Below are 15135 nucleotides of genomic sequence, written 5' to 3' on the forward strand. Positions count from 1 at the left end.
GCAAAATCTGGGCTTTATCAGTCCTTGGCATTCGCGCTGAGGATTATCGATCGCGGCGGTAAGAACCGTCCGCTTGGCGGCTAAACAATACTTCCGCACTGTTGGCCGTTTCAATAGCCAGCGCGGTTACGCTGCCTTGCGCGTCCAGTATGATTTTCACTTCTTGTCCGGCTTTCAGGTTGCTCAGTGGCTTATCATTGCCTTCCACCTGCGCCATGGCAAACACTTCATTTACCGGTAAATTATTATCGCGGAACAGCTGGGCCAACGTTTTACCCGCTTGTACCTGATAGCTTTGCCAATTCCCCTGCGGTAACGTTGAGGACGGCTGGTTGACTGCGGGATTGCTCCCGCGTAATTCGGCCTGTAACGGAATATCTGTCGGTTCTGCCGTCACCGGGAATTGCCCGCTGCCGTTGTTACCGGAAGAAGGCCAAAGCAGTGCCAGCAACAATACCGCTGCGGCAATGATGACCCAGCGGCGATGGAAGAGAGGCAAGGGCTCCATCCAATGGAAATCATCCGGCAGATGCCAGATTTTTTGCAGCCAGTCTTTAATCACGGCTTGCTTTCCCGGCGACTTGATCTGCGGTGCTGATACTTTGTCGTCATCCATTACCGTTTCTGGCGGTAAGAGATCGGGCTCGCCAATGGAGGGCTCGGCTTTGACGCGGTTTTCAGGCTCATCGGTCGGTTTATCTGGCAGAATTCGCTGCCGGATAGTTAGCCAAGTGTGTAACAAAGGCTGGTAGACCCGATTGTTTTTCCTTCTCCTGGGCGCGATTCTGCCCATGGTGACCTCTCTTTCAACGACGTAAAAAAAATCACAGTGCTCGATCAGCGACTGCTGGATGGAACCTTTTCCCTGTTACTTGTTAGTATAGTTTGCTAACTGATTGATGCAGAAAGAAACAGGGATAATGCTGCCGAACGGGCTGTTTTAAGTCAGTGCAGAACCATTGTTTCTTTTTCTTCGACAAAAGTCATCATTAGCGATGCAAGATTTTACCCTACTCCCTTGCTGCTGTTATGCTTGCACCTTCGACTTTTTAGAGAATTAAGGAAAATCCATGACAACCCCTTCTTTTGATAGCGTAGAAGCGCAAGCAAGTTACGGTATCGGTTTACAGATAGGCCAACAATTACAAGAGTCCGGCTTGCAGGATTTGCAGCCAGAAGCCCTGTTGGCGGGCTTGCGCGACGCAATGGAAGGGAATACACCAACAGTTCCTGTTGATGTCGTTCACCGCGCGCTGCGTGAAGTTCACGAACGTGCCGATGCTGTTCGTCTGGAGCGCCAGCAGGCACTGGTTGTTGAAGGCGCTAACTTCCTGGAAGAAAACGCTAAACGTGATGAAGTGACCACCACTGAATCCGGTTTGCAATTCTCCGTGCTGCAACAAGGCGAAGGTCCAATTCCTTCACGTCAGGATCGTGTGCGCGTGCATTATACCGGTCGTCTGGTTGACGGTACGGTATTTGATAGCTCCGTAGAACGCGGCCAGCCGGCTGAATTCCCGGTTAGCGGCGTGATCCCAGGCTGGATCGAAGCACTGACTTTGATGCCGGTTGGCTCTAAATGGCAGTTAGCGATTCCACACAATCTGGCCTACGGCGAGCGTGGCGCTGGCGCATCTATTCCGCCATTCAGCGCGCTGGTATTTGACGTAGAACTGCTGGAAATTCTGTAAATTCTGAGCGGTTAGTGTGAAAAAGGGCGATCCAGGATCGCTCTTTTTTTATGGCTTTTCTACGACTTAGTTGCCACTTAACGCTCTGGGAAATAGCAGATTATTTTCTAAGTGAACGTGTTCCATCAAATCGCCGACGAATTCGTTGAGATTGGCATAAAGTGCGCGCCAGGTGGTGCAGGCTCCAGGTGGGGGCGTGATGTTATTGGTGATCTGTTTGATGGTTTCCAATTGCTGCCCTGCCGCTTCGTGCTCTGATTCCATCACGAAAATCGGCACGCTAGCCATTTTCCCCATTCCTTTGGCAATCATGGGGAATAACACTTTTTCCTCTCTTTCCATATGCTGTAATAAATCCTGATGTAGCACGCTGAGCTGCACTGCTAAACCTCGTGGGCAGGTGGGTTTTGCGGCATGTACGCGCTCTACCTTTTCTGCCATTAACACCAGCTCCGGCAATTGCTCGCGGTGCCGTTCATGATAGCGGTTGAGAATAAAACTGATCAGGTGCTCCTGTGGAACCTCTTGCCAGTTCTGCACTGCCTGAGTTTCTTTTTGCAACATGGTGAGCTCCGCTTCCAACGCGTCAATATTCAGAGCCCTGCGCTCGGCGGCACGTTGTAGTGTCTGTTTCCCTCCGCAGCAAAAATCGAGTTCATACCGGCGAAATAACGTTGTGGCTCGTGGTATGGCAATAGCCAGAGAACCGAGAGATTGATTGCGGTAATCCATTATGACACCTCTTTAATGTGTAACTTCTATAAGTTGCATTATAAATGCATGTTAATGTGTGTGCCATAGTTATTAAGAGGTAGTAAGGATGAGGGAGAAAGAGCAAAAGCGCTCCGTAGAGCGCTTTAAGGAGGGATTACTTCTTCTGCAAATCGACCTGATAAACTTCAAAACCAATGTCATCCAGTCCCTGTGCCTTCATGGGATACTGGGATTTTTGCTTGATAAATTCAGCGGCTTTGGCACTTGGTGAAGTTTCAAAACGAATATCCAACGGCTGCGAACTGGTGATTTCGGCTAGACGCCAGTTGTTATCAGCCTGAGGCTTAACCTGACCGTTCTTCTTGGTTTCTGCGCTGATATAGGCAGAGAGTACCGAACGGTTCTCATCCGGTGAAGCAAAGGCAATATGGTCATCGCCGGTGCCCGCGAATTTGCCACTGTAAGCGCGGTAGTTATTGGTCGCAATCAGGAAAGTGGCCTTTGGATCTAGTGGCTTACCTTTGTAAGTCAGGTTTTTAATACGTTCGGCTTTATCGTTGATCAGATTACAGTCGCCGTTGTAGCGAGCCGGCTGTGTCACATCAATTTCATAGTTAACGCCGTCAATCACGTCGAAGTTATAGGTACGGAAACCGTTCCAGTTAATTAGCGACTGCGGTTTGCTGCTTTTCACATCGATCTGATTGAATTGCCCGGCAGAGCATTCCAGCCACTGCTTCACCTCAGCGCCGCTGGCTTTCACTACGACCAGAGTATTGGGGTAGAGATACAAATCCGCGGCATTACGGAAGGTTAAATCACCTTTTTCGACTTCAACAAAACTGGCCGGATCGTTTTTGCGACCGCCTGCTTTGAACGGCGCTGCGGCAGAAAGCACGGGTAAATCGGCCAGATCCGGATCGCCCTGAATAAAGTGTTCGGTATAGGCGCGCTGAGCGTTGTTGACGATCTGTACCGTTGGATCGTCCTGAATCAGCGACAGGAAGCTATACATATTATCGGAGGCTTTTCCGATAGGTTGGCTGACAAAATCGCGGGTGCCTTTATGGTCATCGGCCAGTACTTTAACCAGCTTGGCGTTTTCCGGTGCCAGCGATTTTTTGTTGGTTTTATCGTAGATAGGGCGGGCTTCTGCCTTCGCCTGTTCGACCTGCCAGCTACCTTTATCGTTATTCAGTACAAAGTCTACAACGCCTAAATGGTCACCCCATTGGCCCGGCATTACTGCTGGAATGCCGTTTAGCGTACCTTGCGCTATATCCGCGCCTTTAATCGCAGCGAAATCTTTACTTGGGAAGACGGCGTGGGAGTGCCCGAACATAATTGCGTTGATTCCCGGAACCTGGCTGAGGTAATAAACCGAGTTCTCAGCCATGGTTTTATACGGCTCGCTGGATAGGCCTGAGTGCGGGATGGCGATAATCAAATCAGCCCCTTGCTTACGCATCTCCGGTACCCATTTTTTCGCGGTTTCGGTGATGTCGTCTACACGGACTTTGCCCGTCAGATTGGCTTTATCCCAGATCATGACCTGTGGCGGAACAAAACCGATATAACCAATGCGTAAATTATGGGTTTTACCGTCGCGATCTTTAACCGGTGTATCGGCGATCAGGAAAGGTTGGAACAGCGGTTTACCGGTTTTTACATCAATCACGTTAGCATTTACATAGGGGAATTTTGCTCCCGCCAGAGATTTCTTCAGGTAATCCAGGCCGTAGTTGAACTCGTGATTACCGATGTTTCCTACGGCATAATCCAGCGTATTCATTGCTTTGTAGACCGGATGAATTTCGCCTTCTTTCAATCCCTTGGCTGCCATGTAATCCCCGAGTGGGCTGCCCTGAATTAAGTCGCCGTTGTCTACCAGTACGCTATTAACCGCTTGCTGACGCGCTGCGTCAATCAGGCTGGCAGTGCGAACCAAACCGAACTGTTCAGTCGGTTTATCCTTGTAATAATCGAAATCCATCATGTTGCTGTGGAGATCGGTGGTTTCCAATACGCGTAAATCAACCGTAGCGGCCTGAGCCGCGCTGGCAATCAGACAGGCGAGTAGGGACAACGTCAGGGGACGCTTTATCATGGCTTTCTCCATTGTGGCTTTCCATATGAGAGCTATTCGACATGTATCGCAAAAGCAGATGTAATTTTAATTAATTGTGGCAACAAAGTGTGAAGTTTGGCAGAAAGCCAGCCAGATTAACGCGTAGACGCTCACAGATGCGGCAGGTTAATCCCCTTGATTTTATTACATGTTAAGTTGGCGATGGCTATTAATGGCAAAATTCACTAGTCTGCTACTCAAGCCGAATTCATCCTTTAGGTGAAGTTTATTTTGGTATTTACCTCTAAAATAAATAGAGGGAAAAGGGCGTTGCCGACCGGTAACAGCCGGACTGCGGTGAGCCGAACAGCGACGAAAAGAATGATAGATAACTTCAGAGGTGGATGATGTTAGAGCAAATTTGCCAGTTGGCACGCGATGCCGGGGCGGCGATTATGGCCGTCTACGATGGAGAGAAACCTCTTGATGTAGCACACAAAAAAGATGATTCGCCGGTAACCGCAGCGGATCTGGCGGCGCATCATATTATTAAAGCCGGTCTGGCAGCGCTGACGCCGAATATTCCCCTGTTGTCGGAAGAGGATCCTCCGGCGTGGGAAATTCGCCAGCACTGGCAGCGTTACTGGCTTGTCGATCCTCTGGATGGAACTAAAGAATTTCTTAACCGAAACGGTGAGTTTACCGTGAATATCGCGCTGATCGAGCAAGGCGCGCCAATCTTGGGCGTGGTGTATACGCCGGTGACGGATGTGATGTACAGCGCTGAGAACGGGCAGGCGTGGAAAGAGGAAGGCGGACGTAGGATGCAGATCCAGGTTCGTGATGCGCAACTGCCGCTGGTGGTGGTGAGCCGTTCCCACAGTGATGACGAGCTAAGAGACTATCTGGCTCAGTTGGGCGAGCATCAAACGGTATCCGTCGGTTCTTCCCTCAAGTTTTGTCTAGTGGCCGAAGGAAAGGCGCAATTGTATCCACGTTTTGGGCCGACTAACGTTTGGGATACCGCCGCAGGCCATGCGGTGGCCGTCGCAGCCGGAGCGCAGGTCAATGATTGGCAGGGCAAACCTTTATCTTATACCCCGCGTGAGTCTTTCCTGAACCCCGGCTTCAGAGTGTCGCTGTTTTAAGACTTCAGCAACTGGTGCAGTTGGGCGATGACCTGCTGCACTTCTTCCGCGCTTAATGCCCCATCTTTAACGAAACGAACGTTACCTTGCTGATCCAGCACCACGATGGTGGAGCTTTTGGCGGCCAGATCCCAAGCTTTCTTCACGTTGCCATTGCTGTCGACAATAAACTGCGACCAGGGAAACTCACGCTTACTGTCTTCAATGCTGTTACGCACAAACATAGCAGTGCCGATAATGGCGTCATCGGTATCGACGATTGTCGTCGTTTGGTAACGATCGTGCGGTAATTTGGCGGCCTTGATTGCTTCAATCAAGGGGGCATTCATCTCTTTGGCACTGCTGCGGCCGGCGATATGTTGCACCACCCGGACTTTGCCGGCTAATTGCGAGCTATTCCAGTTTTTATAGCTAAACTTATTATTAGCCAAATCCAGTTCACCTTTATCACTAACACCCACCGGCGGCACACGCTGATCGAGTTGAATGTTATGAGCCGAGGCAAGCAAAGGTGTGAAAATAAGGGAAAGAATGAGCAGGCTATTTTTTATCATGTGATGTCCTTGACGATGCTGAACGATGGAATTAGGCACTTGCGCCGCGAATTGAGGCAAGTTTTCAAATCATAGGTGCAGATCAGAGGTCTGTCCTGTCTGATGCCGATTTTAGTAATCGTTACTGTTTAGATGGTTATTCTGCCTTAACGGCCGTTTATGTTCGTGTGATTCTGTAATTTTATGTAAACACAGTATGTATGACTACTTTTGGCGGAACTTAGCGCCACTCTTCAGGTCTATTACTCTGCAATTATCTTACGCTACCTGTGATCCTGGTCGCTTAGGCCATTCGCGGAGCGTATTTGTGTCATGGGAGGAAAGCAAAAAAATGAGGATCTTCCAGCGTTACAACCCCGCTAAAGTCGCGATGTATGTCAAAACCCTATTCCGCGGTCGGCTATACATCAAGGATATGGGGGCTTTTGAATTCGACAAAGGTAAGATTTTGCCACCGAAAGTACGAGATAAACGCCACTATAGCGTGATGTCCGAGGTCAACCGCCAGGTTCTACGGCTACAGGCAGAAATGGGTTGATAAGGCGTAAAAGCAGTAGCGCCGAATGAATTGCGGCCCCGATAATGGGGCCGCTAGTATTTTCAGCAAGTCATTCTGCTCGTATCAATCAGGCATCGCTGCTTTCGTGCGGCGCTTTGGGCAGAATGGGAGCCGGAGTATCAGTGAGCTTGGTAACCAGTAGCTGATCGATCTTGTAGCTATCGATATCGACCACTTCAAACTTGTAGCCCGCATACTTGACGAAATCCGTGCGTTTCGGAATTTTACGCAGCATATACATCATAAAACCGCCGATGGTTTCATAATTGCCAGACTGCGGGAACTCATCGATATCCAGCACGCGCATCACGTCATCGATAGGCGTACCGCCTTCAATCAGCCATGAGTTTTCATCACGAGCAACAATCTGTTCTTCCTGCCCCTGGCCGACTAAATCCCCCATCAGCGTGGTCATTACATCATTCAGAGTAATAATCCCAACCACCAATGCATATTCGTTAAGAATAACGGCGAAGTCTTCTCCGGCAGTTTTGAAGCTTTCCAGCGCTTCAGAAAGCGTTAAAGTATCCGGAACTATAAGCGCCGAGCGGATTTGTACGCCGCTGCTCAGTACCAAACTCTGGTTGCCCAGCACGCGGTTTAGCAAGTCTTTAGAGTCGACGTAGCCTACGACCTGATCGATATGGCCGTCGCAAACTAAAAACTTGGAGTGCGGATGAGTCGCAATTTTCTCTTTGATGCTTTCTTCGCTTTCCCGCAGGTCAAAATAAATCACGCTTTCGCGAGATGTCATTGATGACGGAACGGTACGGGATTCCAGCTCAAAAACGTTCTCAATCAGTTCGTGCTCTTGTTTGCGCAGTACCCCAGCTAATGCTCCGGCTTCCACGACGGCGTAGATATCATCAGATGTAATGTCATCCTTGCGAACCATTGGCAACTTGAATAAACGGAAAATCAGGTTGGCCATGCCGTTGAAAAACCACACTAACGGACGGCAGATCATCAGGCAGAAACGCATCGGGTTGACGATCCGGACGGCGACTGTCTCTGGTGCAATCATACCGATGCGCTTCGGGGTTAAATCGGCAAACAGGATGAACAAGCTGGTTACCAGAACGAATGAGCAGATGAAACTGACCTGGTCTGCCATTTCTGGCGACATAAAGCGCTCGAACACCACTTTGAATGACGGCGAGAAAGCGGCGTCACCAACAATACCACCCAAAATAGCGACGGCATTCAGGCCGATTTGCACTACTGTAAAGAAAATGCCCGGCGTCTCTTGCAGTTTCAGCACCCGAAGTGCGTTGATGTCTCCCTCATCAGCAAGAAGTTTAAGTTTGATTTTGCGTGAAGCAGCCAGCGATATCTCCGATAAAGAGAAAAAGGCACTTACCGCGATCAGAAAAAGAATCAGTAAAATACTGTTTAACATAATCTATCCGTGTCGTACCGACGATTCAGTCGGCGATCGTAAGGAAGGGTCATACATAAAAGTTAAAATGGCGGGCAGGAAAGCCGCCATTGGGCTGTGTCAACAGCCCGGATAGTATAGCAGCAGCAATCAGATGCCCGCTAGCCCCTACAAATTCGGTGGCAGGCAAACCCCAATGCCCCCTAAACCACAGTAGCCGTGAGGATTTTTATACAGATACTGCTGGTGATCGTCTTCCGCATAATAGAAAGGCAACGCCGCAGTAATCTCACTGGTAATGATGCGCTTATCACCGGCGTCTGCCATCGCTTGCTGGAATCGGGCGCGGCTGGCGTTAGCCTGCTGTTCCTGTTCCGGGGTCAATACGTAGATAGCCGAGCGATACTGAGTACCGATGTCGCCGCCCTGACGCATTCCTTGAGCCGGGTCGTGGTTTTCCCAGAAAATCTGTAGTAACTGGTCGTAGCCAATCACTTTGGGATCAAACACCACTCGCACCACTTCGGCGTGGCCGGTGCGGCCGCTGCAAACTTCATGATAAGTCGGATTTGGTGTATAGCCTCCGCTGTAGCCTGCGGCGGTGCTATAAACCCCCGGTTGTTGCCAGAACAGGCGCTCTACGCCCCAAAAACAGCCCATGGCAAAAATCGCTTCTTTCATACCTTCTGGAATATGAGTCATCGAGTGGCCATTTACGGCGTGAGTAGTTGCAACCGGCATCGGGGTGGTGCGTCCCGGCAGGGCATCTTGTGCGTTAATAACGGCTGATTTTTCTGAATTGTGCAGCAAAATGAACTCCGGTTATCACAGTGTTAAAGGATAGATAGTTGTATCTGATTGCGAGTTTGCACACAATAAGAGGCATATTGCGTTAATGTATCAGCTTAACGCAGAATCTTAGGGGCGACAGGCTTAAATCGGTCTTCATAAAGGGAAATATGGTGTGAAAACACCGTCATATATCCGTTAGCCGGTGAGATCGTTTTTTTACAGGAAAGTAAAAATTAATCAGGAGTACGCGTGTCTCGATACCCTATTGTGTGTTTTTTGTGTGCATTACTCGCAACACCGTTTGCTTATGCCGCCAATGTTCGGCTGCAGGTTGAAGGTCTTAGCGGGGATTTGGAAAGAAACGTTCGGGCGCGATTATCAACTATCGGCACCGATGAAGTCAGCGCCGATGGCCGGTTCCGTGCCAGGGTGGACGAAGCAATCCGTCAGGGACTTAGAGCGCTTGGCTATTACGATCCCATCATTGAATTTGATTTACAGCCCAAGCCTGCACCGGCGCGTTCAATATTAATGGTGAAGGTCACTCCGGGTGAACCGGTATTAATAGCCAGCGTTGATATCGTATTACAAGGCGGTGCGAAAACCGATCCTTCCTATCTGGCTCTGGTACGCCGGGACACGCCAAAAATCGGTTCAATTCTGAACCACGGCGAATTCGATAGCTTCAAAGGTTCGCTGACTAATCTGGCGTTACGCCGGGGTTATTTTGACGCTAACATGATCAAAAGTCAGTTAGGCGTAGCGGCTGAATTACGGAAAGCCTTTTGGGATATCGATTTTGACAGCGGCGAACGTTATCGTTTCGGTACGGTGAGTTTTCAGGGTTCACAAATTCGCGAAGATTACCTGCAAAATTTGGTTCCTTTCCACGCAGGGCAAGATTACAGCTCGGACGATTTAGCCGAACTCAACCGCCGTTTAGCGGCCACCAACTGGTTTAACTCCGTGGTGGTTTCTCCTGATTTTCGCGATGCGAAGAAAAGTAAAACATTGCCATTAGACGCCGTGCTGACGCCCCGCACGGAAAATACCGTTGAGCTAGGCGGTGGTTTTGCCAGCGATATCGGCCCAAGGGTAAAAGCCAGTTGGCGTAAACCCTGGGTGAATAATCGTGGCCACAGTTTTACGACGAGCGCCAACGTTTCGGCCCCTGAGCAAAGTCTTGATTTTAGCTACCGCATTCCTTTGCTGAAAAATCCACTTGAGCAATATTATCTGCTTCAGGGCGGTTTCAAACGTACCGATCTGAATGACACCAAATCTGACACCACCACGCTGAATGTGGCGCGTTTCTGGGATATGTCCAGCGGCTGGCAGCGTTCTATCAATCTGCGCTGGAGTCTGGACCACTTTACGCAGGGTAACGTTACGGATACCACTATGCTGCTGTATCCGGGCGCCAGTGTGAATCGCACCCGTCAGCGCGGCGGCGCGATGCCGTCGTGGGGAGACAGCCAGCGTTACTCGGTGGACGTTTCTGATACCACCTGGGGTTCCGACGTCGATTTTGCCGTGTTCCAGGCGCAAAACGTGTGGATTCGTACATTAGGTGAGAAAAACCGCTTCGTTGCGCGAGGAAATCTCGGTTGGATCGAAACCAATAACTTTAATCGAGTCCCTCCATCTCTGCGTTTCTTCGCCGGTGGCGATCGCAGCGTGCGGGGTTATAAATATCAAAGCATTTCACCGCTGGATAGTTCCGGTAAATTGAGCGGCGCATCCAAGTTGGCTACTGGCTCCATCGAATATCAATATAACGTCACTGGAAAATGGTGGGGTGCCGTATTTATCGATTCGGGTGAAGCTGTGAACGATATCCGTAAGAGCGATTTTAAAACCGGCGCGGGTGTTGGCGTGCGCTGGGAATCCCCGGTTGGACCGATTAAATTTGACCTTGCAGCGCCGGTTGGCGATCAAGAAACCCACGGAGTCCAATTCTATATTGGTTTGGGGCCTGAACTATGAATTGGCTAAAGAAACTCAGTATCGCATTTTTACTCATTTTGCTGTTGCTGATCGGCACTGTGGCCGGTTTGCTCGGCACCACTACCGGTTTGCACTTTCTGATCAACAGCGCGGCGCGTTGGGTGCCGGGGCTGGATATTGCCAGTGTCAGCGGCGGCTGGCGGGATCTCACGCTGAAAGGCATTCAGTACCAAATGCCGGGCGTGACGGTGAAAGCCGGCCAGTTCCATCTTTCCCTGCAGTTATCTTGTCTTAAACGTAGCGAACTGTGTGTTAACGCTTTGACGGCGCAGGATATTGACGTGGTTGTCGATACAAAATTGCTGCCGCCTTCTGAGCCTGTGCCGCCGGATAGCGAACCCATGGGCGAGCTGAGCACGCCGTATCCGATGACTCTGCGGCTGCTGGCGATTAACCATGTCAAAGTGACCATCGACGATACGGCGATTTCGCTGGACGAGTTCCGCACTGGTGCTCACTGGCAACAACGCGCGTTAACCTTGATGCCGACCAAAATTAGCGGGTTGTTGATTGCCTTACCGAAAACCACGCCAGTTGCCGTGCCGGAAGCAATGAAACCGGCGGTAGACACGGCGATTGCAGTCAAAGAAGCCACGGAAAAAGCAGCGGAGAAAGTGGCTGATTCCGCGCCAACGCAAGATTTAGCTCAGTCCTCCGAGCCTGAAAAACCGCTAGGGGAAACGTTAAAAGCCCTGTTCGCCAAGCCGTTGCTGCCAGAGTTGCCTGATTTTCGTTTGCCTGTCGATTTGCAGATTCAGGAAATCAATGCTCAACAGCTGCGTTTGACCGGCGATACCGAAGCATTAATCACTAGCCTGATATTGAAAGCCAGCACGCAAGATCAAAGGGTGACGCTGGAAACGTTGGATATTAAATCCCCGCAGGGTGGCTTGACCGCCAGCGGGCAGGCTACGTTGGCAGATAAATGGCCGTTGGAGTTGGTGGTAAATAGTGCCGTTAACGTTGAGCCGCTGAAAGGCGAGAAAATCAAACTGAACCTGGGTGGCGGCCTGCGGGATCAACTCACTGTGGCGCTAAATTTGTCCGGCCCGGTCAGCGCTCAGCTTGAAGCACAAACTGAACTGGCTAAAGCCGGTTTACCTCTGGCTTTGACCTTACAAAGCAAGCAGCTGCGTTGGCCTTTTACCGGCGACGCTCAGTTCCAGGTCAATAACTTCAAAACGCGCTTTAACGGACAGGCCTCAGATTATGCGTTGTCTATTCGCGCAGACGTAAAAGGGGCGGATATTCCTCCCGCCGTCATTACTTTGGACGGGAAAGGCAACGTTGAGCAGTTTAGGCTAACGCGTTTGCGGTTGGCGGCACTGCAAGGAAATACCGATCTAACTGGCGTAGCCGACTGGAGTCACGCTATTAGCTGGAACTCGGTTCTGACGCTAAACGGCATCAATACGGCGAAGCAGTGGCCGGAATGGCCGGCGAAACTGGACGGCAAGATTGTCACCCGCGGCAGTATGCACGGCGGCAGCTGGCAGCTTAATGTTCCAGAGCTGACTTTAGACGGTAACGTAAAACAGAATCGCGTCACGGCCAGAGGCTCTCTCACCGGCAATGCCGCCGGACAATGGCATATTCCGGGTATCAATCTGGCGTTGGGTCGCAATAAGCTGGATGTGAAGGGCGATCTGAATGACAAATGGGTTCTCGACGCCAATGTGGACGCGCCGCAGTTAGATGGCGCTCTGCCAGGTTTGGCTGGCGTGGTTAAAGGCAATCTGAAGCTGCGCGGCGATCTTGCAGCACCACAGCTTTTGGCCGATCTAACCGCGACGGGGTTGCAATGGCAAGCACTACATATTCGCCGGATTAAGGTCGATGGCGATGTGCGTTCTGCTGAGCAGATTCAGGGGCAACTGGCGGTACGGGTTGAGCAACTGAAGCAGGACGACTTATTGGTCAGTCTGTTGACGCTAGATGCCAAAGGGAGCGAAAAGCAGCATCAGCTACGTTTAAACGTTCAGGGAGAGCCGGTTTCTGGCCAGTTGGCGCTGGACGGCAGTTTCGATCGTCAACAGCAGCGCTGGCGTGGCAATCTGAACAATACCCGCTTTGACACGCCAGTTGGAGAATGGCGTTTAAATCGCGCTATTGCTCTGGATTATCTCAATACGGCGCAGAAAATCACCATCGGGCCGCACTGCTGGCAGAACCCGAATGCCGAACTTTGTGTGCCACGTACCATTGAAGCTGGGCCAAGCGGGCAAGCTAGCATCGTGCTTAATCGCTTTGATTTGGCGATGATTAAACCCTTCCTTGGGCCGGATACCACGCTAAACGGCGTATTCAGCGGTCGAGCGGACGTGAGCTGGGCAGAAGGTGGTGCCTTGCCTCAGGCCAAGGTTTCTTTGGTGGGTAAAGGGGTTAACGTTAAACAGATGGTTCAGGGGAATCCTCTGCCGCTGGCCTTTGATACCCTGAATTTGAACGCGGCGCTGAATAATGGCCGGGCTCAGGCCGATTGGCTAATTAAGCTGACAAATAACGGCCAGTTTAACGGTCAGGTGCAGGTCGCGGATCCGCAAGGGCGCAGAAATCTCTCTGGTAATATTGCTATCAGTCATATTTCGCTGGCGATGATTAACCCGATTCTCAGCGACGGCGAGAAAGCCAAAGGGATGCTGAACGCCAACCTGCGTCTTGGTGGCAATGCCAAAAATCCACTGGTCTTCGGGCGTTTGGCGCTTGAAGACATGGATATTGACGGTAGCTGGATGCCATTTGATATTACTGATGGGCGTCTGGCCGTGAATTTTGATGGCATGACCTCCACTCTGGAAGGGTTGATTCGAACCACAAACGGGCAGCTTAATCTTGATGGGAGCGCGGATTGGCGCAATATCGATGCATGGCGTGCCCGTATCGCGGCGAAAGGCAATAAGCTGCGAGTCACTATCCCACCAATGGTTCGCGTTGATGTATCACCGGATATTGTGTTTGAAGCTACCCCGCAGCTGTTCTCTCTTAACGGTTCTGTGGATATTCCGTGGGCGCGTATAACGGTACAAGAAGTGCCGGAAAGCGCGGTTGGCGTATCTCCGGATGAAGTGATGTTGAATAACAACCTTCAGCCTATCGCCCCAAGAAGCGCGGGTATTCCGATTAACAGTAATCTGCTTATTCATGTTGGCAATGATGTTCGTCTGAACGCTTTTGGCCTGAAAGCGCGCCTGCAAGGCGATCTGAAAATGGTTCAGGATCAGCGCGGTTTGGGGTTAAACGGCCAAATTAATATTCCGTCCGGTAGTTTCCGTGCCTATGGGCAGGATCTGATCGTGCGGAAAGGCCTGCTGTTGTTCTCCGGGCCGCCGGATCAACCGCTGCTGAATATTGAAGCGATTCGTAACCCAGATTCTACCGAAGATGGCGTCACCGCTGGGGTTCGGGTTACTGGGCTGGCAGATGCGCCGCAGCTTGAGGTGTTCTCCGATCCGGTCAAATCTCAGCAAGAGGCTTTGTCATACTTACTGCGCGGCCAGGGTCTGAGCAGTTCTGGCACCGATAGCAGCATGATGACCTCAATGCTCATCGGCATGGGGGTGGCGCAGAGCGGCAAGCTGGTGGGGCAAATCGGTGAGGCGTTCGGCGTAAGCGATCTGGCGTTGGATACTCAGGGCGTAGGAGATAGTTCGCAAGTGGTCGTTAGCGGATATGTCACCAAAGACCTACAGGTAAAATATGGTGTCGGTATATTTGACTCATTGGCGACGTTAACATTACGCTATCGATTGATGCCCAGGTTGTATCTGGAGGCGGTGTCTGGTATTAATCAGGCATTAGATGTGCTCTATCAGTTTGAGTTTTAATGATGCGAATTATTGTCTACGGTAGTTTACGGCGCAAACAAGGTAACAGTCACTGGATGACTGACGCTCAGCTTTTGGGTGAATATGACCTTGATGGGTATGAAATGTACAATTTGGGCCATTATCCCGCGGTCATTCCCGGTGAAGGTCAGGTGCATTGCGAGGTTTATCGGATAAACTCAGCCATCATGACCGAGCTGGATGAACTGAAGAGTAATACCAAAGATTATAAGCGTGAGCTAATTCAAACGCCTTTTGGCAGCGCCTGGATTTATCTCTATCGCCTGAGTGTTGCAGGATTGCCGCGGATTCGAAGCGGTGACTGGCTCAAACGCCACGAAGAACACGAAGAAAAGTGATTTGAAAGTAAAAAAACACCGCTCATTGAGCGGTGTTTTTT

Annotated in this window: 12 protein-coding genes; 6 read left to right on the top strand and 6 right to left on the bottom strand. The window is 50.7% G+C overall.

Going from position 1 to position 15135, the window contains the following annotated elements:
- Window positions 1-43: 43 nt before the first annotated feature.
- A complete protein-coding gene (locus PL78_RS12910; protein ID WP_064516063.1) occupies window positions 44-793 on the bottom strand; it encodes a LysM-like peptidoglycan-binding domain-containing protein in 750 nt (249 codons plus the stop codon).
- Window positions 794-1070: 277 nt separating this feature from the next.
- Between PL78_RS12910 and PL78_RS12915 the strand changes: the two genes are divergently transcribed.
- Window positions 1071-1691 carry a BamJ family beta-barrel-assembly machinery protein gene (locus tag PL78_RS12915; protein ID WP_064516065.1) on the top strand — a complete coding sequence of 207 codons (621 nt, stop codon included), beginning with the start codon at window positions 1071-1073 and terminating at the stop codon, window positions 1689-1691.
- Window positions 1692-1757: 66 nt separating this feature from the next.
- Here PL78_RS12915 and ytfE read toward each other — a convergent pair whose 3' ends face one another.
- Both ytfE and PL78_RS12925 read right to left on the bottom strand, forming a co-directional pair.
- On the bottom strand, window positions 1758-2423 hold the full coding sequence (gene ytfE / locus PL78_RS12920) for an iron-sulfur cluster repair protein YtfE (RefSeq protein WP_064516067.1): 666 nt from the start codon (window positions 2421-2423) through the stop codon (window positions 1758-1760).
- Window positions 2424-2559: 136 nt separating this feature from the next.
- Window positions 2560-4524: a bifunctional 2',3'-cyclic-nucleotide 2'-phosphodiesterase/3'-nucleotidase gene (locus tag PL78_RS12925; protein ID WP_064516069.1), complete on the bottom strand. Its 1965-nt coding sequence runs from the start codon at window positions 4522-4524 to the stop codon at window positions 2560-2562.
- Window positions 4525-4880: 356 nt separating this feature from the next.
- Between PL78_RS12925 and cysQ the strand changes: the two genes are divergently transcribed.
- Window positions 4881-5621: a 3'(2'),5'-bisphosphate nucleotidase CysQ gene (gene cysQ, locus PL78_RS12930; protein WP_064516071.1), complete on the top strand. Its 741-nt coding sequence runs from the start codon at window positions 4881-4883 to the stop codon at window positions 5619-5621.
- Here the strand turns inward: cysQ and PL78_RS12935 are convergent.
- A complete protein-coding gene (locus PL78_RS12935) occupies window positions 5618-6175 on the bottom strand; it encodes a YtfJ family protein (protein ID WP_049599340.1) in 558 nt (185 codons plus the stop codon). The two genes, cysQ and PL78_RS12935, sit on opposite strands and share 4 nt — an antisense overlap.
- A 331-nt stretch (window positions 6176-6506) precedes the next feature.
- On the opposite strand from PL78_RS12935, the gene PL78_RS12940 reads away from it, so the two are divergent.
- Entirely contained in the window at window positions 6507-6713 is a 207-nt protein-coding gene (locus PL78_RS12940; RefSeq protein WP_064516074.1) for a DUF1107 domain-containing protein, read from the top strand.
- A gap of 88 nt (window positions 6714-6801) precedes the next feature.
- Here PL78_RS12940 and paeA read toward each other — a convergent pair whose 3' ends face one another.
- Both paeA and msrA read right to left on the bottom strand, forming a co-directional pair.
- Window positions 6802-8133 carry a polyamine export protein PaeA gene (gene paeA / locus PL78_RS12945; protein WP_049599346.1) on the bottom strand — a complete coding sequence of 444 codons (1332 nt, stop codon included), beginning with the start codon at window positions 8131-8133 and terminating at the stop codon, window positions 6802-6804.
- A gap of 147 nt (window positions 8134-8280) precedes the next feature.
- Window positions 8281-8919 carry a peptide-methionine (S)-S-oxide reductase MsrA gene (gene msrA, locus PL78_RS12950; protein WP_084414384.1) on the bottom strand — a complete coding sequence of 213 codons (639 nt, stop codon included), beginning with the start codon at window positions 8917-8919 and terminating at the stop codon, window positions 8281-8283.
- Window positions 8920-9153: 234 nt separating this feature from the next.
- On the opposite strand from msrA, the gene tamA reads away from it, so the two are divergent.
- The 3 genes from tamA to PL78_RS12965 are packed head-to-tail and all read left to right on the top strand — an operon-like array spanning window position 9154 to window position 15094.
- Window positions 9154-10890, top strand: coding sequence for an autotransporter assembly complex protein TamA (gene tamA, locus PL78_RS12955; RefSeq protein WP_064516078.1), 1737 nt, complete (start codon window positions 9154-9156; stop codon window positions 10888-10890).
- Window positions 10887-14735 carry an autotransporter assembly complex protein TamB gene (gene tamB, locus PL78_RS12960; protein ID WP_064516080.1) on the top strand — a complete coding sequence of 1283 codons (3849 nt, stop codon included), beginning with the start codon at window positions 10887-10889 and terminating at the stop codon, window positions 14733-14735. The genes tamA and tamB overlap by 4 nt, the downstream gene beginning before the upstream one ends.
- Window positions 14736-14737: 2 nt before the next feature.
- On the top strand, window positions 14738-15094 hold the full coding sequence (locus PL78_RS12965; RefSeq protein WP_064518419.1) for a gamma-glutamylcyclotransferase family protein: 357 nt from the start codon (window positions 14738-14740) through the stop codon (window positions 15092-15094).
- The last annotated feature ends 41 nt before the right edge of the window (window positions 15095-15135 follow it).

Source organism: Yersinia entomophaga (assembly GCF_001656035.1).
Lineage (GTDB): Bacteria > Pseudomonadota > Gammaproteobacteria > Enterobacterales > Enterobacteriaceae > Yersinia > Yersinia entomophaga.

What these genes read in the sequence shown, in the direction of transcription:
- tamB (WP_064516080.1), top strand. Translation starts at nt 10,887, where the DNA reads ATGAATTGGCTAAAGAAACTCAGTATCGCATTTTTACTCATTTTGCTG.
- paeA (WP_049599346.1), bottom strand. Translation starts at nt 8,133, where the DNA reads ATGTTAAACAGTATTTTACTGATTCTTTTTCTGATCGCGGTAAGTGCC.
- PL78_RS12925 (WP_064516069.1), bottom strand. Translation starts at nt 4,524, where the DNA reads ATGGAGAAAGCCATGATAAAGCGTCCCCTGACGTTGTCCCTACTCGCC.
- cysQ (WP_064516071.1), top strand. Translation starts at nt 4,881, where the DNA reads ATGTTAGAGCAAATTTGCCAGTTGGCACGCGATGCCGGGGCGGCGATT.
- PL78_RS12965 (WP_064518419.1), top strand. Translation starts at nt 14,738, where the DNA reads ATGCGAATTATTGTCTACGGTAGTTTACGGCGCAAACAAGGTAACAGT.
- PL78_RS12910 (WP_064516063.1), bottom strand. Translation starts at nt 793, where the DNA reads ATGGGCAGAATCGCGCCCAGGAGAAGGAAAAACAATCGGGTCTACCAG.
- PL78_RS12935 (WP_049599340.1), bottom strand. Translation starts at nt 6,175, where the DNA reads ATGATAAAAAATAGCCTGCTCATTCTTTCCCTTATTTTCACACCTTTG.
- PL78_RS12915 (WP_064516065.1), top strand. Translation starts at nt 1,071, where the DNA reads ATGACAACCCCTTCTTTTGATAGCGTAGAAGCGCAAGCAAGTTACGGT.
- ytfE (WP_064516067.1), bottom strand. Translation starts at nt 2,423, where the DNA reads ATGGATTACCGCAATCAATCTCTCGGTTCTCTGGCTATTGCCATACCA.
- PL78_RS12940 (WP_064516074.1), top strand. Translation starts at nt 6,507, where the DNA reads ATGAGGATCTTCCAGCGTTACAACCCCGCTAAAGTCGCGATGTATGTC.